This window comes from Arthrobacter sp. GmRoot5-12 (assembly GCF_059739365.1).
In genome coordinates this window covers 2,819,949-2,841,970 of the sequence record NZ_AP046056.1, presented here as the reverse complement: position 1 = coordinate 2,841,970, position 22,022 = coordinate 2,819,949, and the positions used below count along the sequence as shown (strand labels likewise).

The 22,022-nt window shown below is 66.8% G+C and carries 20 protein-coding genes; 17 read left to right on the top strand and 3 right to left on the bottom strand.

Annotated features, from left to right (window positions below; all coding sequences use genetic code 11):
- The first annotated feature begins 69 nt into the window (after positions 1-69).
- Positions 70-1,272 carry an alkaline phosphatase family protein gene (locus AC6JAM_RS13005; RefSeq protein ID WP_224084106.1) on the top strand — a complete coding sequence of 401 codons (1,203 nt, stop codon included), beginning with the start codon at positions 70-72 and terminating at the stop codon, positions 1,270-1,272.
- A 1-nt stretch (position 1,273) separates the two neighbouring features.
- Positions 1,274-2,908: a phospholipase C gene (locus tag AC6JAM_RS13000; protein WP_018768816.1), complete on the top strand. Its 1,635-nt coding sequence runs from the start codon at positions 1,274-1,276 to the stop codon at positions 2,906-2,908.
- Positions 2,909-2,931: 23 nt separating this feature from the next.
- On the opposite strand, the gene AC6JAM_RS12995 is transcribed toward AC6JAM_RS13000, so the two are convergent.
- Entirely contained in the window at positions 2,932-4,077 is a 1,146-nt protein-coding gene (locus tag AC6JAM_RS12995) for a carboxylate-amine ligase (RefSeq protein ID WP_497934852.1), read from the bottom strand.
- A 200-nt stretch (positions 4,078-4,277) separates the two neighbouring features.
- Between AC6JAM_RS12995 and AC6JAM_RS12990 the strand changes: the two genes are divergently transcribed.
- The 9 genes from AC6JAM_RS12990 (at position 4,278) to AC6JAM_RS12950 (ending at position 13,724) form a co-directional block, all read left to right on the top strand.
- Positions 4,278-5,000, top strand: coding sequence for a VIT1/CCC1 transporter family protein (locus AC6JAM_RS12990; protein ID WP_497934851.1), 723 nt, complete (start codon positions 4,278-4,280; stop codon positions 4,998-5,000).
- Positions 5,001-5,046: 46 nt separating this feature from the next.
- Positions 5,047-5,944, top strand: a protein-coding gene (locus tag AC6JAM_RS12985; protein ID WP_497934850.1) for an IS5 family transposase whose coding sequence is annotated in 2 segments (ribosomal slippage) — positions 5,047-5,397 and positions 5,399-5,944 — 897 coding nt in all. Because the reading frame shifts where the segments join, the coding sequence is not laid out codon by codon here.
- Positions 5,945-6,004: 60 nt separating this feature from the next.
- Positions 6,005-6,493, top strand: coding sequence for a hypothetical protein (locus AC6JAM_RS12980; RefSeq protein ID WP_018768819.1), 489 nt, complete (start codon positions 6,005-6,007; stop codon positions 6,491-6,493).
- Between the two features lie 159 nt (positions 6,494-6,652).
- Complete coding sequence (gene ctaC, locus AC6JAM_RS12975; protein ID WP_018768820.1) at positions 6,653-7,510, top strand: aa3-type cytochrome oxidase subunit II; 858 nt, start codon at positions 6,653-6,655, stop codon at positions 7,508-7,510.
- A 15-nt stretch (positions 7,511-7,525) separates the two neighbouring features.
- Positions 7,526-9,280, top strand: a complete 1,755-nt coding sequence (gene ctaD / locus AC6JAM_RS12970; protein WP_186447817.1) for an aa3-type cytochrome oxidase subunit I — start codon at positions 7,526-7,528, stop codon at positions 9,278-9,280.
- Positions 9,281-9,462: 182 nt separating this feature from the next.
- Complete coding sequence (locus AC6JAM_RS12965) at positions 9,463-10,518, top strand: iron ABC transporter substrate-binding protein (protein WP_497934849.1); 1,056 nt, start codon at positions 9,463-9,465, stop codon at positions 10,516-10,518.
- A gap of 4 nt (positions 10,519-10,522) precedes the next feature.
- Complete coding sequence (locus tag AC6JAM_RS12960; protein ID WP_026265696.1) at positions 10,523-12,112, top strand: ABC transporter permease; 1,590 nt, start codon at positions 10,523-10,525, stop codon at positions 12,110-12,112.
- Positions 12,109-13,266, top strand: coding sequence for an ABC transporter ATP-binding protein (locus AC6JAM_RS12955; protein WP_186447816.1), 1,158 nt, complete (start codon positions 12,109-12,111; stop codon positions 13,264-13,266). Before AC6JAM_RS12960 ends, AC6JAM_RS12955 begins: the two co-directional genes overlap by 4 nt.
- A 197-nt stretch (positions 13,267-13,463) precedes the next feature.
- Entirely contained in the window at positions 13,464-13,724 is a 261-nt protein-coding gene (locus AC6JAM_RS12950) for a hypothetical protein (RefSeq protein ID WP_018768825.1), read from the top strand.
- A 14-nt stretch (positions 13,725-13,738) separates the two neighbouring features.
- Here the strand turns inward: AC6JAM_RS12950 and nhaA are convergent, their stop codons facing one another.
- Positions 13,739-15,091 carry a Na+/H+ antiporter NhaA gene (nhaA, locus tag AC6JAM_RS12945; RefSeq protein WP_056392746.1) on the bottom strand — a complete coding sequence of 451 codons (1,353 nt, stop codon included), beginning with the start codon at positions 15,089-15,091 and terminating at the stop codon, positions 13,739-13,741.
- An 83-nt stretch (positions 15,092-15,174) separates the two neighbouring features.
- Positions 15,175-15,873, bottom strand: a complete 699-nt coding sequence (locus AC6JAM_RS12940) for a PAS and ANTAR domain-containing protein (RefSeq protein WP_056392745.1) — start codon at positions 15,871-15,873, stop codon at positions 15,175-15,177.
- A 275-nt stretch (positions 15,874-16,148) separates the two neighbouring features.
- Here AC6JAM_RS12940 and AC6JAM_RS12935 point away from each other — a divergent pair, with 275 nt between their 5' ends.
- From AC6JAM_RS12935 to AC6JAM_RS12910, 6 genes are all read left to right on the top strand, one after another.
- Positions 16,149-16,322 carry a hypothetical protein gene (locus AC6JAM_RS12935; RefSeq protein WP_018768828.1) on the top strand — a complete coding sequence of 58 codons (174 nt, stop codon included), beginning with the start codon at positions 16,149-16,151 and terminating at the stop codon, positions 16,320-16,322.
- Positions 16,322-18,457 carry a heavy metal translocating P-type ATPase gene (locus AC6JAM_RS12930; protein WP_497935958.1) on the top strand — a complete coding sequence of 712 codons (2,136 nt, stop codon included), beginning with the start codon at positions 16,322-16,324 and terminating at the stop codon, positions 18,455-18,457. The genes AC6JAM_RS12935 and AC6JAM_RS12930 overlap by 1 nt, the downstream gene beginning before the upstream one ends.
- 32 nt (positions 18,458-18,489) lie before the next feature.
- Positions 18,490-18,990 (top strand): hypothetical protein, encoded by a 501-nt coding sequence (locus AC6JAM_RS12925; protein ID WP_497934848.1) that lies wholly within the window; start codon positions 18,490-18,492, stop codon positions 18,988-18,990.
- A gap of 53 nt (positions 18,991-19,043) precedes the next feature.
- Positions 19,044-19,676: a DUF305 domain-containing protein gene (locus AC6JAM_RS12920; protein WP_223992573.1), complete on the top strand. Its 633-nt coding sequence runs from the start codon at positions 19,044-19,046 to the stop codon at positions 19,674-19,676.
- Positions 19,677-19,818: 142 nt separating this feature from the next.
- On the top strand, positions 19,819-20,583 hold the full coding sequence (locus AC6JAM_RS12915; protein WP_497934847.1) for an arsenate reductase/protein-tyrosine-phosphatase family protein: 765 nt from the start codon (positions 19,819-19,821) through the stop codon (positions 20,581-20,583).
- A gap of 133 nt (positions 20,584-20,716) precedes the next feature.
- The gene (locus tag AC6JAM_RS12910; RefSeq protein WP_497934846.1) at positions 20,717-21,871 is read left to right on the top strand and encodes an LCP family protein; all 1,155 of its coding nucleotides are present in this window, start codon (positions 20,717-20,719) and stop codon (positions 21,869-21,871) included.
- The last annotated feature ends 151 nt before the right edge of the window (positions 21,872-22,022 follow it).

Here is a 22,022-nt window from a genome sequence, read left to right as displayed (position 1 = left end):
ACTCGGCATCTGTATGCAAGAGTGGCGTCAACGCTGGGGCGCTGTAGAGACCGACGACAGGGGCCGCGTGTGTACCGAATATCAGCCCGCTCAACCGCTGTTCGGCGGCGGCCCTCACCCGCGCTGCTGCCACTGCTGGCCCTGCTGCTGTTCGGGCTCGTGGCCTGCCAGGGTCCAGCACCGGCATCGCCTCCCGATTCCCAAAGCGCCACGCCATCCGAAAGCCCCGAGGCGGAACCAACACCCACAGAGACCCCAGGCACCGCCGTCGATCCGCAGGGCACCCCCACGGCCGCCGGAGCCCCCGGGCACGTATTCGTGATCAACCTGGAGAACAAGAGCTACGACTCCGTGTGGGGTGGCAACTCCGCCGCGCCTTACCTGTCCGGAACCCTCCGGAAGAAGGGCGTGCTGCTGCAGAACTACTACGGCATCGCCCACAACTCGCTGCCCAACTACCTGGCCCAGATTTCCGGCCAGCGGCCCAACGACAATACGGAGCAGGACTGCCGCACCTACACGGAGTTCAACACCACGGGCAGCGACGGGGACGGCACCCTGCAGGGCAACGGCTGCCTCTACCCGGACCAGGCGCAGACCATCGCCGGGCAGTTGAGCGCGTCTGGCAAGACGTGGAAGGGGTACATGGAGGACATGCAGCAGCCCTGTGAGCACCCGGTCCCCGGCGAACCCGACAACCACATCCGGGCGACCGCCGACGAGATGTACTCCACGCACCACAACCCCTTCGTCTACTTCCACGCCATCACGTCGTCCCCGGACTGCGTGAAGAACGTGGTGAACTTTTCGGCGCTGGCAAAAGACCTGAAATCCGCAGCCACCACTCCGAACCTTGCCTACATCACGCCCAACCTCTGCCACGACGGGCATGACGAATCCTGCGCCGACGGCACCCGCGGCGGACTGAGGGCCGTGGACTCGTGGCTTAAGGCCCATGTGCCGGCCATCCTGTCCTCCCCCGCATACAAGCAGGACGGCGTGTTGGTCATCACGTTCGACGAGGCCGAGGGCGACACGGCCGGGCCGTCCGCCGGAGACGCCGGGAGCCCCGGAGGCGGTGCAGCCGGCGGCAAGGTGGGTGCCCTGGTGCTGTCCCCGTTCAGCCCGGCAGGGGCCACATCGGACCAGCCGTACAACCACTACAGCCTGCTGGCCACCATGGAGGACATCTTCCACCTGCCGCGGCTCGGGATGGCCGGCGACCCCGGCGTGCAGGCCTTTGGCGGCGATGTCTTCCGGCAGGCTTCCTAAGATGGGCTTCCCGGGGCAGGGACGACGGCCCGGTGTCCCGGCCGCCGCCTTGACCGTGGCGGCCCTGGTGCTGCTCGCCGTCGTGGTTCCCGTTGCCCTGCGCACCGGGACCTCGTCCGGGACCAACGGAGGGATCTCCAAGATCAAGCACGTGGTGATCATTACCCAGGAGAACAGGTCCTTCGACAGCTACTTCGGCACCTACCCGGGTGCCGACGGCATTCCCATGCAGGACGGCAAGCCTGCCGTTTGCCTGCCGGACCCGGCGCGCGGAGGTTGCGTTGCGCCGTTCTACGATTCATCAGACAGCAACGACGGCGGCCCGCACAGTCCGGCCGACGCGGCGGCAGACATCAACAACGGTGCCATGGACGGGTTCGTGGCCCAGGCGGAAAAGGGCATTGCCCATTGCGAGGCGACTGCCACCGACTGCACGTACAAGACCAGGCGCACCGACGTGATGGGCTACCACGACCGAAAACAGCTGCCGACCTACTGGACATACGCCGACAATTTCGTGCTTCAGGACCACATGTTCACCTCCGCCGCAGCCGGAAGCCTGCAGGCCCACCTCTACATGGTGTCCGAGTGGTCGGCCAAGTGCACGAAGCCCGGGGAGCCGTCGTCGTGCGTGGATGCACTGGATGGCCTGGACAATGAACCTGAAAAGGCGGAGTTCGATGACAGCCTGATCGGCGAATGCCAGGCAGACCAGGACCTGCAGACCTGCCGCGACGCCCTCGGGGAGGCAGGCAGTGGCCCCGACCTTGCCGTCCAAACCCAGCAGCTGGCAACGGCCAGCTGCAAACGCACCGATTCCTACGCCACCTGCAAGGCCGCCGTCGACGCAGCACCATTCCCGGCCGCGCTGAAGGAGAAGCTGGCAGCAGCAGCCAAGAACCTGAAACAGCCCAATTACGCCTGGACCGACCTGACCTACCTGCTCCACAAACACAATGTGCCGTGGGCCTACTACGTCTTCAGCGGCACCGAGCCGGACTGCCGCAACGATGCCGCCACGTGCGCCCCCGTTGAGCAGGATGCCGAAACGCCGGGGCGGTGGAATCCGCTGCCGTACTTCGACACGGTCAAGGAGGACGGCGAGCAAGGCAACATCAAACCGCTTGCCGGTTTCTACGACGACGCCAGGCAGGGCAGGCTGCCGGCCGTCAGTTGGGTGGCACCCAGCGACGAGGTCAGCGAACATCCCCCGGCCAAGGTCAGCACCGGCCAGCAGTATGTTGCCGGGCTGGTCAACGCGATCATGAGCGGCCCGGACTGGGACAGCACCGCCATCTTCCTGAACTGGGACGACTGGGGCGGGTTCTATGACCATGTCCAGCCACCTGCGGTGGACAACAGCGGCTACGGCCTGCGCGTCCCCGCCATGGTCATCAGCCCCTACGCGAAGAAGGGCTACATCGACCATCAGATCCTCAGCCAGGACGCCTACTTCAAATTCATCGAGGACGATTTCCTGGGCGGCGAAAGGATCGACCCCGCCACCGACGGCCGGCCCGACAACCGCCCCGGGGTCCGGGAGAACAACCCGCAACTGGGCGATCTGGCCAACGCCTTCGACTTCAACCAGACACCGCTGCCGCCATTGATCCTGCCCAACGCCACCACCTACTGACGCCTGCGTCCAGGACGCGGCTCCTAGGAGGAGCCGGCAGTGCAGTCAGCCGCATCCTGTACTACCTGCTCCAGGTCGCCGGTGCGGTGCAGCACCTCCATCTGCCGCACGGCGCCGGTGCCGGTGTTGAGTACCGCGTCCACCAGGGCCTCCACCCGGGGCAGGTCACCCATGTCTTCCAGCGCCCCACGGATGTGGTTCAGCAGGGAATTCACGACGGCGAGCGCGGACGCCGGGCGGTGCGTGTGCGGGTCCAGCAGTTCTCCCCGCAGCCCCCACCGGCTTGCTTTCCAGGCGGCCAGCCGAAGCAGCGCCGAGGGCGCCGACACCGGCTCGATGCCCTCGCGCCATTCCCGCGCGGACGTTTCCACCAGGCCCCTGGCAATTCCCGCCAGCATGACGGTGTTCTCCGGCCGCAGGCACACGTCGGCCACGCGGATCTCTACTGTGGGGTAGTGCCGCGAGAGGCGGGCATCGAAGTAGACCATGCCCTCGTCCAGGGCGACGCCGGTGCTCACCATGTCGTGCACCAGCTGGTGGTAGGCGTCCGGGGTCCCCAGGATGTCCAGCGGACCGGCCGAGGGCCAGCGGTTCCAGACCTGGGAGCGGTAGCTGGCGTAGCCGCTGTCCTGGCCGTGCCAGAACGGTGAGTTGGCGCTGAGCGCGATAAGCACCGGCAGCCAGATACGCATCCGGTCCAGCACGGCCACGGCTTCCTCCGGCGACTCCACCGAAACGTGGATGTGGCACCCGCAGGTGAGCTGTTCCCTGGCGGTCAGCCCGTATTCCTCCGTCATTGCCCTGAATCTCCGGAGCTGTACGGGATGCGGGTCGGCCGGGAGCGGCGAGGTGCCCAACGCGGCCACCCTGACGCCGATGTCCCCTGCCGCCTGCCGGGCGATACCCCGCCCGGCAATGATGTCCTGTTCCAGCCGTGCCAGGGTGGCGTGGGGCGGGGTGACCACCTCGATCATTTCCTGCTGGAACTCAGCGGCCAGGACGGGCCCGGCTCCGGCCTGCAGGGGGCGGACGTACAGGTTCAGGAGTGCTCCGGCCATCGGCACGGCTTCCCCGTTTGCGGGGTCCACCAGGAGCAGCTCCTCCTCGACGCCGAACGTCCGCCTGCCTGCGCCCGCGCCTCCGTTGCCGTCATTGCCGTAGGTGTCCATCGCCGTCGTCCTTCTCCCGTTGCCTGCTCATGGAGCGTCCAGGCCTGGATCCTGCCTTTTCAGGACTAGTAAGTAAACTTATTTGTTTTAAGGTACGCCCAGGATTGCAGTTGGTACAGGGTCTGCGCCAGGCATGCCCGTGTGGTTAGGGGATGCAAACCTTCGTGGCAGAGGGGTCCCTGCAGTGCTTTACTGCCAGCATGTCTGAAACTCTCAAGCTGAGCCGCAACGAACCGCACGACAGCAGCGTGGCATCCCGCCTGAACTGGCTGCGGGCCGGTGTCCTGGGCGCGAACGACGGCATCGTCTCCGTGGCGGCAACTGTGGTGGGCGTGGCCGGGGTGACCAACGACCTCGCGCCAATCCTGGTGGCAGGCACCGCGGCGGTGGTGGGCGGCGCCGTGTCCATGGCGTTGGGCGAATACGTTTCCGTAAGCAGCCAGAGCGACAGCCAGCGGGCACTGATCGAAAAGGAACGCCAGGAACTCAGGGACGATCCCGACGGCGAACTGGCAGAGCTCGCGCACATCTACCAGGCAAAGGGACTCAGCGAAGCCACGGCCCGGACAGTTGCCGAAGAATTGACGGCAAAGGACGCACTGAAGGCACACTTGTCTGCCGAACTGAACATTGACGAAGAGGAAGTGGTCAGCCCCTGGCACGCAGCCTTCGCCTCCGCCATCGCGTTCACCGTCGGCGCCGTGCTGCCTATGCTGGCCATCATCTTCCCGCCCGAAGGGGCGCGTATCCCGGTCACGTTCGTCGCCGTCATCCTGGCGCTCGCGCTGACCGGCACCGTCAGCGCCAAAATCGGCGGCAGCTCCAAGCGCAAGGCCACCATCCGGCTGGTGGCTGGCGGGGCGCTTGCCATGGCCTTCACGTTCGCAGTGGGAAGCCTCCTGGGCACCACCGGCATCGCCTAGGGCGTGTCTCCTAAATCTCAGGCTCTTTAGCCGAGATGCTTGATGAGTGTCTCGTACTTCTGTTTTGACTGACGGGCAATGGTCCCAAATTCAGCCGTTGCTGCCGTCCTCCGCTGGCCGCCGGGGTCGTCCTTTCCGGGACGACCGCCGGGTGGTCGAAGGCATCATTTACCGATATCGGTGCGGGATCGCCTGGCGTGACGTGCCTGCGGAGTTTGGTCCCTGGCAGACCATCTGGAAGCGGCACCGCCGCTACAGCGGTGACGGCACCTGGGACACCATCCTGGCAGCGCTGCTGACGACTGCGGATGCCCGCGGTGAAGTGGATTGGTCGGTCTCGGTCGACTCGACGGTGAACCGTGCCCACCAGCACGGGACCAACCTTCCCCGCACCACAGGGGGCCTGCTCGAATTACATGAATCTGTTTGCTGAGCCCGACGACCACGCCATCGGGCGCTCCCGCGGTGGATTAAGTACCAAGATTCACGCCTTGGTCGACGGTAAAGGCAGGCCGCTGGTGCTGCTCGTTGCCCCCGGCCAGGGCGGGGATGCACCCATGTTCACCCACCTGATGGACCAACTGAAGATCAACCGCGCAGGTCCGGGCAGGCCGCGCACCCGCCCGGACCGTGTACGCGGTGACAAGGCATACTCCTCCAGAGCAATCAGGACCCATCTTCGCGACCGCGGCATTGTCGCTGTCATCCCGCAACCATCCGATCAGATCGGCCATCGAAAACGACGAGGATCCACCGGCGGCCGCCCTCCAGCCTTCGACAAAGAGGACTACAAGGGCCGCAACGTCGTCGAACGAAACTTCAACACCTTCAAGCAGTGGCGCGCCCTGGCAACCCGATACGACAAACTTGCCCTCACCTACCGCGGCGGAGCAGTCCTCCGGGCCATCAGCATCTGGCTGACAGCTTTAGGAGACACGCCCTAGCCCTTATCGAACCCAGCCACTTCCCACATTCCGCTGCCCGCTACTGATCAGGAGTTTCCCGTGCTGGAGATCGCCGGCCTTCCGGCCCATATTCTGTTGATCCACGGCGTGGTGGTCCTGGCTCCGCTGGCCGGGGTCTCGGCAGTGGTTTTCGCCCTGCTCCGGCGCACCAGGCGTTACCTGGCCTGGCCCATGGGAGTCCTGGCACTGCTGCTGGTTCCGCTGTCCGTCCTTACCGCCGAAGCGGGGGAACAGCTGGAAAAGGCAAGGGGCGCGTCACAACTGGTTGAGGAGCACGCCCACCAGGGGAGTTTCCTCCGCTACGTCACAGTGTTGTTCCTGGTGGCCGTGGGAGCCCAGATCACCGCAGCCTTCCCCACGCTCCTGACACGCCGGCCCGCCTTCCACGGTCTCCGCGGGCTCCTGGAGTCCCGCTGGCTGCTCCCCGCCACCTCGGTGCTGGGCGTACTGGCGGGACTGTTCCTGGTGTACCAAAGCATCGTGACCGGCCATTCGGGAGCAGTGTCCGTTTGGGCCGGCAGCCGCTAGCGCAGCCCCCCGAAAACCTCTTCCCATCAGCATCCGCCCCGGCGTAGGGTGGGGCACACAACTGCTGGTCCCGGGGCCAGCAGTGGGCTCATGCAGTTGGGCTTCTGGAGCATGCCGGAGGGACCACAGGTGGGTAGGAAACCATTCAAAAACCAAAGCATGCGGCGCCTGGCAGGACTGGGCGCTGGCCTTGGTGTGTTGCCGCTGCTGGCCTCCTGCTCCGCCGAAGTGTCCCGCGGCTTCCTGCCCGGCAACCGTGACACCACCAACAACACCGCGCTGATCACGGACCTGTGGGTCAACTCCTGGATCGCTGCACTGGTGGTGGGCATCATCACCTGGGGACTGATGATCTGGGTCATCGTTGCCTACCGGCGCCGGAAGAACACCGTAGGGTTCCCCGCGCAATTGAGCTATAACCTTCCGCTGGAAGTGTTCTACCTGGCCATCCCGCTGATCGTCATCGGCGTCCTGTTCGTCTTCACGGACCGGGAACAGCGGGCCATCGATGCACGCTACCCCAACCCGGACGTGGTGATCGACGTCTTCGGCAAGCAGTGGTCCTGGGATTTCAACTACGTCAAGGAACAGGTCCACGAGGACGCCGGACAGCAGGCCCACCTGACCGGCGACTGGGGCACCCCGGACCGGCTGCCCACCCTCTACCTGCCGGTGGGCAAGAAAGTGGAACTGCACCTGCAGTCGCGCGACGTGCAGCATTCCTTCTGGGTGGTGGATTTCCTGCAGAAACGCGACCTGTATCCGGGCCACGAACAGTACAACCCCTACATCAACATCACCCCCAACCGCGTGGGCGAATACATGGGCAAGTGCGCCGAACTCTGCGGCGAGTACCACTCCGAGATGCTCTTCAAGGTCCGGGTGGTCAGCCAGCAGGAGTATGACAGCCACATCGCGGACCTGAAGGCCAAGGGCAACACGGGCAACCTGGGCGCCGACTACAACAGGGCACCGATGTCGGCCCCGTCACCGCAGGCCCCGGACGCAGCACAGTAAAGGAGAGCACCGAACATGACCACCACAGGCCAAAGAATGGGCGGAACCGCAGCCACGGCGGCACCGGCAGTGGTCCGGCGCTCCAAAGGCACCATCATCGTCAACTGGATCACCTCCACCGACCACAAGACCATCGGGTACATGTACCTGATCTCGTCCTTCGTGTTCTTCTGCGCCGGGGGCGTGATGGCCCTGCTGATCCGTGCCGAATTGTTCGAGCCCGGCATGCAGATCCTGCAGACCAAGGAACAGTACAACCAGCTGTTCACCATGCACGGCACCATCATGCTGCTGATGTTCGCCACCCCGCTGTTTGCCGGGTTCGCCAACGTGATCATGCCGCTGCAGATCGGCGCCCCTGACGTGGCCTTCCCGCGCCTGAACGCGCTGGCCTTCTGGTTCTTCCTGTTCGGCTCCACCATCGCGGTGTCCGGCTTCATCACCCCGCAGGGCGCAGCGTCCTTCGGCTGGTTCGCCTATGCGCCGCTGTCGAACACGACGTTCACCCCGGGCATCGGCGGTGACCTGTGGGTCTTCGGCCTGGCACTGTCCGGCTTCGGCACCATCCTGGGCTCCGTCAACTTCATCACCACCATCATCTGCATGCGCGCCCCGGGGCTCACCATGTGGCGGATGCCCATCTTCACCTGGAACACCCTCGTCACCGCCATCCTGGTGCTCATGGCGTTCCCCCCGCTGGCCGCCGCCCTGTTCGCGCTTGGCGCGGACCGCAAGTTCGGGGCCCACATCTTCGACCCGGCCAACGGCGGCGCCATCCTCTGGCAGCACCTGTTCTGGTTCTTCGGCCACCCGGAGGTGTACATCATTGCGCTGCCGTTCTTCGGCATCGTGTCGGAGATCTTCCCGGTCTTCAGCCGCAAACCCCTGTTTGGCTACAAGGGCATCGTGTACGCCACCATCGCCATCGCAGCCCTGTCCGTGACGGTGTGGGCCCACCATATGTACGTCACCGGCGCGATCTTCCTGCCGTTCTTCGCCTTCATGACCATGCTCATCGCGGTGCCCACCGGCGTGAAGTTCTTCAACTGGATCGGCACCATGTGGGGCGGGTCGCTGACCTTCGAAACGCCGATGCTCTGGAGCATGGGGTTCCTGGCCACGTTCCTGTTCGGCGGCCTCACCGGGATTATCCTGGCTTCGCCGCCCATGGACTTCCACGTCTCGGACACCTACTTCGTAGTGGCGCACTTCCACTACGTGGTGTTCGGCACGGTGGTGTTCGCCATGTTCGCCGGGTTCTACTTCTGGTGGCCCAAGTTCACCGGCACCATGCTCAACGAGCGCCTGGGCAAGATCCACTTCTGGATGCTGTTCCTGGGCTTCCACGCCACGTTCCTCATCCAGCACTGGTTGGGTGTCCTGGGCATGCCCCGCCGGTACGCGGACTACATGCCGGAGGACAACTTCACCGGAATGAACCAGTTCTCCACCATCGGGTCGTATCTCCTTGGAGCGTCCCTCATCCCGTTCTTCTGGAACGTCTACATCACCTGGCGCGCCGGCAAGAAGGTCACCGTGGACGATCCCTGGGGCTTCGGCGCTTCGCTGGAGTGGGCCACCTCCTGCCCGCCGCCGCGGCACAACTTCACCTCGCTGCCCCGGATCCGTTCGGAACGTCCCGCCCTGGACCTGCACCACCCGGAGCTGAGCGTCCGGCTCCACCCGTCCGAAAACGCCCCCGGGGAGAGCCTCCTGGGTGCCGCGGACATCGGGGAGCACGACGTCCACGACCCCAACCCGAACACCTAGTGGACCATCAGAATTACGTCACGCCTTGTTTGCGTAATTGATGTGAACCTCATCACTTAAAGCGCTTTCCGGCTTGGAGCTTAGGTTTGCCTACCCTACAGTTTCCTGACATAGGCACCGTTTACCGGCGCCCATCAGGACTTAGGTTCAAGCAGACTTTTTCCCCACCGAAAGCAGCCTCAATGAAGATCCGCAACAGCGCGCTGGCCGGCATCGCACTCGCCGCCACCGCCGCTCTTGGCCTGACCGCCTGCGGCGGCGCCACCCCCGCCGGCAACGGCTCGTCTTCCGCTTCCGGCGGCGCCGCCGCGGGCGGGATTACGGTGTACAACGCCCAGCACGAGAGCCTCACCAAGGAATGGGTGGATGCCTTCACGGCCGAAACCGGCATCAAGGTGACCCTCCGGCAGGGCGATGACACGGAGATGTCCAACCAGATCATCCAGGAAGGCCAGGCGTCCCCCGCGGACGTGTTCCTCACCGAAAACTCCCCCGCCATGACCCAGGTGGAGAACGCCGGCCTGTTCGCCGACGTCAACAAGGACACCCTGGCCCAGGTCCCCTCCGAATTCACCCCCTCCACCGGGAAGTGGACGGGCATCGCCGCACGCTCCACCGTCCTGGTCTACAACAAGACCAAGCTCACCGAGGACCAGCTGCCCAAGTCCATGCTTGACCTGGCCAAGCCCGAATGGAAGGGCCGCTGGGCTGCGTCGCCCACCGGCGCGGACTTCCAGGCCATTGTCTCCGCACTGCTGGAACTGAAGGGCGAGTCCGCCACCGAGAACTGGCTCAAGGCCATGAAGGACAACTCCAAGGCGTACAAAGGCAACAGCACGGCCATGAAGGCAGTCAACGCCGGTGAAGTGGATGCCGCGCTGATCTACCACTACTACTACTACGGCGACCAGGCCAAGACCGGCGAGAACTCCAACAACGTCACGCCTTACTACTTCAAGAATGAGGACCCGGGCGCGTTCCTGTCCGTCTCCGGCGGCGGCGTGCTCAAGTCGTCCAAGAACGCTGCAGCCGCGCAGGCCTTCCTGAAGTTCATCACCGGCAAGAAGGGGCAGGAAGTCCTGAAGAACGGCACGTCCTTCGAGTACGCCATCGGCTCTGATGTGCCTGCCAACGACAAGCTGGTTCCCATCAAGGACCTGCAGGCCCCCAAGGTGGACGCTGCGAAACTCAACTCCCAGAAGGTCAGCGATCTGATGACCCAGGCAGGACTACTGTAATTCCGTGACCTCCGATCTATCGGCTCCCCCACGGCGGAGCACGACGACGGCGGGCCGGGGCACACGCCCCCGCCCGCCTTTCGGCGTTTCCGCGGTGTCCGTCGTGGCGGTGCTGATCGCCCTCTTCTCCCTCATCCCGCTGGGGTACGTGGCCTACATGACGGTGGCAACCGGGTGGGACACCGCCGTCGGCCTCATCCTGCGCCCCCGGGTGGGCGAACTGCTGCTGAACACCCTGCTCCTGATGGCTGCCACCATCCCGCTGTGCCTGCTGCTTGGCGTTGCGGGGGCGTGGCTGGTGGAACGGACCAAACTGCGCGGCCACCGAATCTGGGCAGTCCTGCTGGCCGCGCCGCTGGCCGTCCCGGCATTCGTGAACAGCTACGCCTGGGTGTCGGCCATCCCGTCGCTGGGCGGCCTGGGCTCGGGGATCCTGATTTCCACCCTCTCCTACTTCCCGCTGGTCTACATTCCGGCGGCAGCCACCTTGAGCCGGCTGGACCCGGCCATAGAGCAGTCGGCCGCCGCGCTGGGACTGGGCGCCTGGCGGGCCTTCTTCCGGGTTGTGCTCCCCCAGCTGCGGATCGCACTGACGGGCGGCGCGCTGCTGGTGGGGCTGCACCTGCTGGCCGAATACGGCGCATTCGCGATGATCCGCTTCGACACCTTCACCACCGCGATCATGACCCAGTACCGGTCCACGTTCAACGGCGCCGCCGGGAACATGCTGGCCAGCGTGCTGGTGTTCTTCTGCCTGCTGCTGCTGGTGGCCGAAGTCCGCAGCCGCGGCACGGCACGCTACGCGAGGATCGGTTCAGGCGTGCAGGCCAAGGCTCTGCGGCTCCCCCTGCATGCCTACCACGTCCCCGCCCAGCTCTTCCTGCTGGCGCTGACCGCCCTGGCGTTCGGCCTCCCGCTGTTCTACGTGCTGAAGTGGATCCTGGCCGGCGGGGCCGAGGCCTGGACCGCCTCCGAATTCCTCCCCGCACTACTTGCCACGTTCTGGTACGGGCTCCTCGGCGCCGCAGCCACCATCGTGGTCGCCTTCCCCATGGCCTACCTCGCGGTCCGGAGGCCCGGCTGGTTCAGCAAGTCCCTGGAACTGTCCAACTATGTCACCAGCTCCATGCCCGGCATCGTGGTGGCCCTGGCCTTCGTCACCGTCAGCATCCGCTTGGTACCGGGGATCTACCAGACGGCGGGAGTGCTGGTGGCCGCATATGTTCTCCTGTTCCTTCCGCGGGCCCTGGTGAACCTCCGGGCCGGCCTGGCACAGGCGCCCAAGGAACTCGACGAGGCGGCACAGGCCCTGGGCAAGCCGCCGCTGCTGGCCTTCATCCGTGTCACCCTGCGGCTCACGGCTCCGGCCGCCGCGGGCGGGGCTGCCCTGGTGTTCCTGGCCATCGCCAACGAACTTACCGCCACGCTGCTCCTGTCCCCCAACGGCACCCGGACCCTGGCCACCGAGTTCTGGAGCAAGAGCAGCGAAATCGACTACGCCGGCGCCGCACCCTATGCCCTGCTGATGATCCTGCTTTCCGCACCCATGACCTATCTCCTCTTCCAACAGTCCAAGAAAGTAGCCGGACAGTGACAGCACCATCGACCCGCAGGCTGCCCGAGCCGCGGGTGGCACCCTCAGTGGCCGCAACCACCAACAGCCACCTGCAGATCACGGACGTTACCAAGAACTTCGGATCGCAGGCGGTCCTGAGGGGCGTCAACCTGTCCGTGGCCAAGGGCGGAACCACCGCCATCGTGGGACCGTCAGGCTCCGGCAAGACCACGCTCCTGCGCTTGATTGCCGGGTTTGAGCATCCGGACACCGGCAGCATCTCGCTGAACGGGACTCTGGTGGCGGGTGAGGGCGCTTGGCTGCCGGCGCACAAGCGCCAGATCGGCTACGTGGCGCAGGACGGTGCCCTGTTCCCGCACCTCACCGTTGGCCAGAACGTTGCCTTCGGCCTTGATGCGGCAAAGCTTGAAGGCGGCAGGCGGGCCGTGGCAGCACGCGTTGCCGAACTCCTGGAAATGGTGTCCCTGGATGCCGCCATGGCCAAGCGCCGGCCGCACCAGCTCTCCGGCGGCCAGCAGCAGCGGGTTGCCCTGGCCCGGGCGCTGGCCCGTGAACCGGAGCTGATGCTCCTGGACGAGCCCTTCTCCGCCCTGGATGCCGGGCTCCGCGTGGCCACCCGCCGCGCCGTGGCCAAGGTGCTGGCCGAGGCCGGCGTCACCACCATCCTGGTCACGCACGACCAGGCCGAGGCCCTCTCCTTCGCCGACCAAGTGGCCGTGATGCGCGGCGGCAAGCTGGCCCAGATCGGCAACCCCTTTGTGGTGTACACCCGCCCCGCAGACCGCGCCACCGCTGAATTCCTGGGCGACGCCGTCATCCTGGACGCCTGGCTGGAAGGGTCCCTGGCCACCTGCTCCCTGGGCGGCATCCCGGTGCGCAGGCCGCCGGCGCAGGGACGGGTGCAGCTGATGCTGCGGCCGGAACAGATCCGCATCGCCGAAGACGGCCCCATCCGCGGCGTGGTGGTGGACACCGACTACTTCGGGCCCGAAACCACGGTGCGGCTGAAGCTGAACGTGCCCCAGGAAGTGGCAGAGCACGCCGACCACCGCTACCCCGGCGGCGGCGAAGTGATCACCATCCGGCACTGGAACGCGTCGATCGCGCGGCCCGGCATGGAGCTGTGCCTGCGGGTTGTGGGCGAAGCCGTCGCGTTCCCGATCGAGGACTGAGCTCCGGCCTGCCGCGCTCAGCGGCGTATCAGAAGCTTGTCCGCCCATCCGAAGCTACAGGGCACAGATGGACGAACAAGCTTCTGATCGGTGCGCCCGCCCCTGCTGACACAGAAAAAACACCGGGCGGAAACACTCCGGCAACCTCGTCAGGGCAAGCTGTGCTTACGGGGATACAACAGCAGGAGGCAGCCCACATGGAGGCACAAGGAGTACGTACCGCCCAGCTCCGCATCGGGGACCAGATTGAGGCATGGCACCGCGGCAGGCTCTTCCACAAGGGACGGGTGACGGACGTCGTCCCGCACCTGGAACTCTTCTGGATCCTGGACGCCCGCACCGGCACCCGCAAGCTGCTGGACCCCGAGGCCCTGGAGATCCGCCACGTGGAAGCCCCCGCCGAAACGGGAACCCAGGTATCAGCCAAGACCCAGGCAAAACCACTCGCCCCCGCCTGAAGCCCGGCGAAGGGTCAGGTGCGTTCCTGGTAGACGTCCGGGACGCCGTCGTGGTCCGAATCCACCCTCTCAAGCTCTTCGGCGACCCGGTACTGCCGGTTCCGGGTCCGCAGCACAGCCGTGGCCAGCAGCGCGGCGATCAGTGACGCAGCCAGGATGCCCACCTTGGCGTGGTCGTCATGGAGGCTGCCATGGCCGAAGCTGAGCTCCGCCACCAGCAGGGACACGGTGAACCCGATCCCTGCCAGCAGCGCCACGCCAAACACATCGATCCATTTGAAGGAGCTGTCCAGGCTGGCCCTGGTGGCCTTGGTCAGGATCCACGTGGTGCCCATGATGCCCACCGGCTTGCCCAGGACCAGGCCCAGGATGATACCCAGCGCCACCGGGTCCGTCAGGGCTGAGCCCAGGCCCTCCCACCCGCCAACGGCCACGCCGGCGGAGAAGAACGCGAAGATGGGAACGGCCACGCCGGCGGAAATCGGACGGAACCGGTGTTCGAAGATCTCGGCCAGTCCGGGCCCTGCCTCCGGGCCGCCGGAGGCCCGGGACCGGATCACGGGAATGGCGAAGCCCAGGAGTACCCCGGCCACGGTGGCGTGGATGCCGGAGGCGTGCACCAGCGCCCAGGTCGCGGCACCCAGCGGCAGCAGGATCAGCCAGGCGGCAACTGCGTGGCGGCCGAAGAACCGGCGGTACTTCTGGGCCAGGAAGGTGTAGACGGCCAGCGGGATGAGGGCCAGGAGCAGCGGCGCGGCCTGGATGTCGCTGGAGTAGAAGAACGCGATGATGGTGATGGCAATCAGGTCATCCACCACGGCCAGCGTCAGCAGGAAGATCCGCAGGGCGCTGGGGAGGTGGGATCCGATGATGGCCAGGACCGCCACGGCAAAGGCAATGTCCGTTGCGGTGGGGATGGCCCAGCCGCGCAGCGTTTCCGGGCTGGCGAGGTTGACGACGGCGTAAATCACCGCCGGGACAGCCACGCCGCCCACGGCGGCCGCCACGGGCACGATGGACTTGCTGACTTGCCGCAGGTCGCCGGCAACGAATTCGCGTTTGAGTTCCAGGCCCACGAGGAAGAAGAAGATGGCCAGCAGCCCGTCCGCTGCCCAGGCCCCCAGGCTCAGGTCCAGGTGCCACGGCTCATAACCCACCCTGAGATCCCGGAGGGCAAAGTAGCTGTTCGACGCCGGGGAGTTGGCCCAGATGAGGGCAATCACGGCAGCCAGGACCAGGAGGGCTCCACCCACGGTTTCCTTGCGGAGGATCTCCCCGATGCGCAGGGCTTCGGCGTAGCTGCCGCGGGCGAAGACGGTGGAGCCGAAAAACTTGTTCCTGCTGGGCGTGGGCGGGGTGGAGGTCATGAAGGCGTCCTTAAATCCGGGTTCGGCAAATCCATGCCGACCAGACTTCCCGGCGCACCTCCACGTATCCTACCGGGTACCGGCTACCCGGCGCGGCGGCCCCCGGCGCGCTCTGCCCGGCCGTTCATGCGTTCTGCCCGGCTGTTCAACTGGATGGCCCGCACGGCCCGGTCGAGGTAAGTCCGGGCCTCCGGGGAGTTGGCCAGCTGCACCAACTCCGCTGCCACCACCACCAGCTTGACGTTGCGGTGGCTGCTGGTGCTGACCAGCATCTGGAAGGCGTCGTCGGAGCCGAGCTTCAGCTGCCCCATGAGGATGCCCCTGGCCTGGTCGATCAACGTGCGGGTTGCGGTGGCACCCACCACGGCCTCGCGCGCAGCCTCTTCAGTTTCGCGCTGCAGCGTCCGGCTGAGGTCCACCGTCACGCCTTCGAACGCCGCCAGCGTTCCATCAGCGGCCAGGATCGCCTCGCCGGAGGTGAGCACACGCCTGGTCCGGCCGCGGGCATCGACGATCCGGTGGTACATGCAGAAGAACCCGCCGGTGGTCGATACCTGCGCCAGGATCTCCTCGCACCGCTCCCGGTCATCCGGGTGCTTGTGGGACAAGATCAGTTCCATGCTGGGGACAACATCGCCGCGCTGGTAGCCGTGCAGCCGGAACATCCCGTCCGACCAGTGGAAGGTTGGGCCTGCAGGCCCCATCTCCACCCTGAAGATGCCCGCATCGCTTTCACTGTCTCTGAGCGCACTCGAATACGTGTATAGGTTGCTGAGCTCCATCACAGGTCCACCCTCCCGCACACCGGCCAGCCCCCCCTATGGGAGCGGGCTCTCGTCACTACTCCCAGTATGGTCGCCCCGCGCGCCGGAAGGTAGGGCGGGATGCCCTATGGATGCACCGGACACATAGAGTAGGAACCCTTGCCACTTATACCCCTAGGGGGTATATTGGTGGTGTTGTCAGTGAAGTGGTATGTCCCGGCTGGTGCCCACACCGGCCTTCACAGCCGTTCAACCCCAGCGCCCCTTGATTCCCTCAACGGATTGGAACTGACATGAACACCGGGAACCGCCCCGAGCTCCCCCTCGCCTCCTCCGGCTGCAGCTGCTGCGCCCCTGCCGGCGCCGCGGAACCGGCCACCACCCTGCCCGCGCCTGAGGCACAAAAGCGCCCTGCCGCCGTCGGAAATTCCGATCGCCTGGCAGCGGCTTCCTCGAAGGAGGAATGATGCAGGACCATCACGACATGCAGCACCAGGGCGGCCCGCACGACCATCACCAGCCACCCAGCGGAACCCTGACCCAGCCGCCGGCGCACGGCGCCGGGCATGGACAACACGGCGGCCACAGCGACGACGACCATGCCGTCCACACGCACGGCCAGCACGCCGGGCACAGCACAGCCATGTTCAAGGACCGGTTCTGGCTGACGCTGGTCCTGGCCGTTCCCGTGGTCTATTTCAGCCCCATGATGGGCGACCTTTTGGGCTACATGCCGCCCGAATTCCCCGGTTCCGCCTGGATCCCGCCGGTCCTGGGCACCGTCATCTTCCTGTACGGCGGCCAGCCGTTCCTCAAAGGCGGCCTGCAGGAGCTCAAGGACCGCGCTCCGGGAATGATGTTGCTGATCGGCATGGCCATCACGGTGGCCTTTGCCGCTTCCTGGGTCACCAGCCTGCGCATCGGCGGCTTCGACCTGGACTTCTGGTGGGAGCTGGCGCTGCTGGTGGCCATCATGCTGCTGGGCCACTGGATCGAGATGCGTGCCCTCGGGTCGGCACAGGGCGCCCTGGATGCCCTCGCGGCTCTGCTCCCGGACGAGGCCGAACGCATTACGGACGGCGGCACGGAAACCGTCCCCGTTTCCCACCTCAAGACCGGCGACCTGGTCCTGGTCCGCCCCGGCGCCCGCATGCCCGCGGACGGAACCGTGGTGGACGGGCAGGCTGAGTTCGACGAGTCCATGATCACGGGGGAATCCAAAACCGTGGCACGCGGCGCCGGCGACCCGGTAGTGGCCGGAACCGTGGCCACGGACAGCAGTGTCCGGGTGCGCGTCACCGCCGTGGGCGACCAGACCGCCCTGGCCGGGATCCAGCGGCTGGTGGAAGAGGCGCAGGCGTCGTCGTCGCGTGCCCAGGCACTGGCAGACCGCGCAGCGGCCTTCCTCTTCTACTTCGCCGCCGGCGCCGGTGTCCTGACCTTCATCGCCTGGACACTGCTGGGAAGCGTTCCAGACGCCGTCACCCGCACCGTCACCGTCCTGGTCATCGCCTGCCCGCACGCCCTGGGTCTGGCGATACCCCTGGTGATCGCCATTTCCACGGAGCAGGCGGCCCGGGCCGGGGTGCTGATCAAGAACCGGATGGCGCTTGAACGGATGCGCACCATCGACGTGGTCCTGTTCGACAAGACCGGCACGCTGACCACCGGTGAGCCGGAGCTGAAGGACGTTGCCGTGGCCGGCGGCGTCGAGGCGGACGCCGTGCTGGCCCTCGCCGCCGCCGTCGAGTCGGACAGCGAGCACCCCGTGGCGCGGGCCATCGTCCGCGCCGCCAGGGCCCGGAGCCTGCCACTGCCCCAAGCCACCGGTTTCACCTCGCTGCCGGGCCGGGGCGTCCGGGCCAGCGTGGACGGCCGCACCGTGCACGTGGGCGGGCCTGCGCTCCTGCGCGAGCTCGGCGTCGTCGAACCCGAGGCCCTGGCCTCAAGCACCCGGGCGTGGATGGACCGCGGAGCCGCCGTGCTCCACGTTGTCGACGGCGGCGCGGTCCTGGGTGCCGTGAGCATGGAGGACGCGGTGCGGCCGGAGTCGCGGCAGGCTGTGTCCGCCCTGCAGCGGAGGGGCGTCAAGGTGGCCATGGTCACCGGTGATGCGCACCAGGTGGCGCAGGCCGTGGCGGCGGACCTGGGCATTGACGAAGTGTTCGCCGAGGTCCTGCCCGCGGACAAGGACAAGAAGGTGGCCGAGCTGCAGGGCCGCGGGCTGAAGGTGGCCATGGTGGGCGACGGCGTCAACGACTCGCCGGCGCTGGCCCGCGCGGAGGTGGGCATCGCCATTGGCGCCGGAACCGACGTCGCCATGGAATCGGCGGGCGTGGTGCTGGCGGGGAACGATCCGCGCGCAGTGCTGTCCATGGTGGACCTGTCCCGGGCCAGCTACCGCAAGATGTGGGAGAACCTGGTGTGGGCCACGGGCTACAACATCCTGTCCGTGCCGCTGGCCGCGGGCGTCCTGGCGTTCGCCGGGGTGGTTCTGTCCCCGGCTGCCGGGGCTGTGATGATGTCCGCGTCCACCATCGTGGTGGCCCTGAACGCCCAGCTGCTCCGGCGCCTGAAACTGAACCCGTCTGAGGTACGTTGAACAGCATGGACAGATCGGAAGGAGGGACAGCCTTGACCACCCGCGCCGTGGCGTCCTTCCTCCGCGCAGCCTGGCTGCTGGCCGCCACCCTGGCCGTCATCTCCGGGCTGCTGGGCATGCACGTGCTGACCGCCGGGCATGCTTCGCACGGGCCTGTTGCCCAGGGCATGGATACGCACAGCGCGGCGTCGCACAGCATGGCCTCCCACAGCGCTGACTCCCCCGCGGCACCGGCCGGGGCCGCCGCCGTCGTGCATTCCGCGGTTGGGGACCATCCCGGCCACGCGGCCGCCCCGGCTTCCACCGACCCGCCGGCCCTGGCGCCGGGCACCTGCGGCAACTCCTGCCCGGGGGCGCAGGAGTCGGGGGCGCCCTGCGTGCCGTCGGTCCCCGGCGGCCCCGTGACGGTCCTCCCGCCGCAGGCAACCCTTGCCGTCCTTCCGTTGCTGCCGGCGGCCGGCAACCCAGGCTCTTCCTACGGGTACCTGCCGCCCAGCCCATCACCGTGCGACCTCTCCATCAGCCGGACGTAAACCGGACTGCGCCCTGTACCCCGGCCCAGTTCCACTAGATCCCTGAAGGACCCATGAACACCACTATCAAAACCCTGTCCATTGCTGCTGCCCTGGCGGCTTCCCTCGGCCTGGCAGGATGCGCGGCCAATGCCGGCTCCGGCAACGGCATGCCCATGGACCACGGCAGCTCCAACCCCATGTCCAGCACGATGCCAAGCGCCGGCACCATGCCCAGCGCCAACGCCGACCATAACCAGGCGGACATCACGTTTGCCCAGATGATGATCCCGCACCACGCCCAGGCGGTGGAGATGAGCGGCATCATCCTGGCCAAGCCGGACATGCCCGCAGAGGTGACCGCGCTCGCCACCAAGATCAAGGCGGCGCAGGCACCGGAGATCGCGCAGATGACCGGCTGGCTCAGCGGGTGGAACGTGCCCACCATGATGAGCGACCACTCCGGACACGGCATGACCGGCATGGTGGACGACGACGGCATCGAGAAGCTGAAGTCTGCCACCGGTACCGAGGCCGCGCGGCTGTTCCTCGAGCAGATGATCGGGCACCATGAGGGCGCCATCGACATGGCCCAGCAGGAGATCAGCGCCGGCAAATTCCCGGACGCCGTGAAGCTGGGCCACGACATCGTGGACGCGCAGCAGGCGGAAATCACGCAGATGAAGCAGCTGCTGACCACCCTGTAACCGGCACTTCCGGCCGCCGGGCAGTCCTGCGGCGCGGCGGCGGCACCTGACCTCGGGAGCCCGCCGCCGCGCCGTTGCGTGTTAAGTTGAAAGGCACGGGTCCGGACCGGATCCGCCAGCAGCTGGGAAAAGAGACATCTCCTTGGACACTTCCGCACCAGTACGAATCCTGACCGTCTGCACCGGCAACATCTGCCGCTCGCCGGTGGCCGAACGGCTGCTGCAGGCAGGACTCGACCAGGTGGTGCCGGGTGGTTTCCAGGTGTCCAGCGCCGGCACCCGCGCCCTGGTGGGCGAACCCATGCAGCCCATTTCAGCGGACATCGTGCGGACCTTTGGCGGTGATCCCGAAGGGTTCGCGGCACGGCAGCTCACGCCCAGGATCCTGCGGGGCGTTGACCTGGTGCTCACCATGACGTCCGGGCACCGCGGCGAGGTCCTGCAGCTTGATGCCTCCCTGCTCAAGCGGACGTTCACCATCCGCGAGTTCGCCCGGATGCTTGATGTCCTGGCCCAGCGGGCCTCCGGGACAGAAGGCCAACGGGCCGCGGGGACAGAGGCCCAACGGGCCTCCGGGACAGACGGCCAACGGGACGCGGGGACAGATGCCCAGCGGGCCGCCGTCGAATCTTCCCCAGGTGCGCTTCCGGGCGGCGACGCGTCCGACGGCGACGCCCGGCTGGCTGCCAACGCCGCCTTGTGGCGCGGCTTGCCGGCACGGGCCGCCGGGGTGCGCCACCTTTCGCTCCCCGCCGACTCCGCAGACAACGACATCGTGGACCCGTACCGCCGTGCGCCGGAGGTGTACCGGGAGATGGAGGACCAACTGGCCCCCGCCATTGTCTCCATCCTGCGCCATGCCCGCCTTAACGCCCCGGTCCCCGGGACCGCGCCCCAGTCGCCCTAGCGGAACAGCGTTACAGCAGCTCGACGCCGAACCGGATGGAACCTTCGCAGGTGACAGTTTGGATAACCTTGTAGCCAACCGGGGCGTGCCCGACGCACACTGAACCCACCAAACACAATGAGGTGGAGGCGTCATGAGCATCCCAGGCGGTTCTGATCCATCCGGGCCCGGCAACTCCGGGAACTCCGGTTCCCTGCCGCCGGGTTCCTCCGGTTCCCACCGGCCGGCCTGGCTGGCGGCTCTGGGCCGCCGCCGCTGGGTCGCCGCCCTGGTGGTGCTGGCACTTGTGGTGGCTGCCGGAGTCGCGGTCTTCAGCCTGAGCCGCTCCGGCCAGCAAGCACAGCCTGCAGCCACCCAAACCGAGTCGCCCAGCCCGACGCCGACGCCCACGCCCACCCCGGCCCCCTCTGAAACTCCCCCGCCCGCTCCTGCTCCCCCACCGCCGCCTGCCCCGATCCCGGACCTGCCCGCCACCCCGATGAACATCCTCGTCATCGGCAGCGACATCCGTGACACTCCCGCACGCGACGCCGCCGCCCACACTGCAGCCACCGGTGAACCCTCAGACCAGAGGGCGGACACCCTGATGGTGGTCCATGTCCCTGCCGACCGCCGGAACCTCTACCTCGTCTCCATCAACCGCGACAACTGGGTGGACATCCCGGGCTTCGGCAGCGCCAAGATCAATTCCGCGCTCCAGTATGGCGGGATCGACCTGCAAACCGCCACGGTGCAGCAGCTGCTGGGAATTACCATCGACCACACCCTGATGCTCGACTTTGGCGGGTTCAAGCTCCTGGTGGACGGCCTGGGCGGCATCGACGTCAATGTGCCGATGTCCTTCCAGTCCTCGATCGAAACCCAGCACGTCTTCACCCAGGGCATGAACCACCTGGACGGACAGGCCGCCCTGGAATTTTCCCGCGAGCGCTACGCGTTCTCCGACGGCGATTTCCAACGGGTCCGCGACCAGCAGATCATGCTCCGTGCCATCCTGGCCCGCCTCACCGGGGGCAGTGCCCTGAACGACGTCAACGCGGTGCGGTCGCTGGTTGATTTCGCCTCCTGCTGCCTCACCGTGGACAAGGGTTTCGATCCCGTCCAGGCAGCGATCCTGGCCTACAGCCTGCGCAATCTGGATACTAACGCCATCGGCACCATGACGCTTCCGACGGCGGGCTCCGGATTCGTTGCCGGGCAGTCCGTACTGTTTCCGGACTACGGAGGCATCGCGGCCGTGGGGGCGGCACTTCGGGAGGGCCGGATCGGCGACTTCGCGAGGCCTTAGGGCACGCCAGCGACACGCTTAGTCACTGGCGACGCGCATATTCCCCGGCGCGGCAATATTTGGGGTGCGCCGATGACTTTGGGCGTCGCAGCGGAATTTGCGCGTCGCCACTGCGGCAATACGCTCCGGACGCGGCCGCCACGCCTTGTTC

Excerpts from the sequence above, each read along its gene's own strand:
- ctaC (WP_018768820.1), top strand. The coding sequence starts at position 6,653 with ATGCGGCGCCTGGCAGGACTGGGCGCTGGCCTTGGTGTGTTGCCGCTG.
- nhaA (WP_056392746.1), bottom strand. The coding sequence starts at position 15,091 with ATGACCTCCACCCCGCCCACGCCCAGCAGGAACAAGTTTTTCGGCTCC.
- AC6JAM_RS12940 (WP_056392745.1), bottom strand. The coding sequence starts at position 15,873 with ATGGAGCTCAGCAACCTATACACGTATTCGAGTGCGCTCAGAGACAGT.
- AC6JAM_RS12995 (WP_497934852.1), bottom strand. The coding sequence starts at position 4,077 with ATGGACACCTACGGCAATGACGGCAACGGAGGCGCGGGCGCAGGCAGG.
- AC6JAM_RS12935 (WP_018768828.1), top strand. The coding sequence starts at position 16,149 with ATGAACACCGGGAACCGCCCCGAGCTCCCCCTCGCCTCCTCCGGCTGC.
- AC6JAM_RS12920 (WP_223992573.1), top strand. The coding sequence starts at position 19,044 with ATGAACACCACTATCAAAACCCTGTCCATTGCTGCTGCCCTGGCGGCT.
- AC6JAM_RS13000 (WP_018768816.1), top strand. The coding sequence starts at position 1,274 with ATGGGCTTCCCGGGGCAGGGACGACGGCCCGGTGTCCCGGCCGCCGCC.
- AC6JAM_RS12910 (WP_497934846.1), top strand. The coding sequence starts at position 20,717 with ATGAGCATCCCAGGCGGTTCTGATCCATCCGGGCCCGGCAACTCCGGG.
- AC6JAM_RS12965 (WP_497934849.1), top strand. The coding sequence starts at position 9,463 with ATGAAGATCCGCAACAGCGCGCTGGCCGGCATCGCACTCGCCGCCACC.
- AC6JAM_RS12930 (WP_497935958.1), top strand. The coding sequence starts at position 16,322 with ATGCAGGACCATCACGACATGCAGCACCAGGGCGGCCCGCACGACCAT.
- AC6JAM_RS12990 (WP_497934851.1), top strand. The coding sequence starts at position 4,278 with ATGTCTGAAACTCTCAAGCTGAGCCGCAACGAACCGCACGACAGCAGC.
- AC6JAM_RS12950 (WP_018768825.1), top strand. The coding sequence starts at position 13,464 with ATGGAGGCACAAGGAGTACGTACCGCCCAGCTCCGCATCGGGGACCAG.
- ctaD (WP_186447817.1), top strand. The coding sequence starts at position 7,526 with ATGACCACCACAGGCCAAAGAATGGGCGGAACCGCAGCCACGGCGGCA.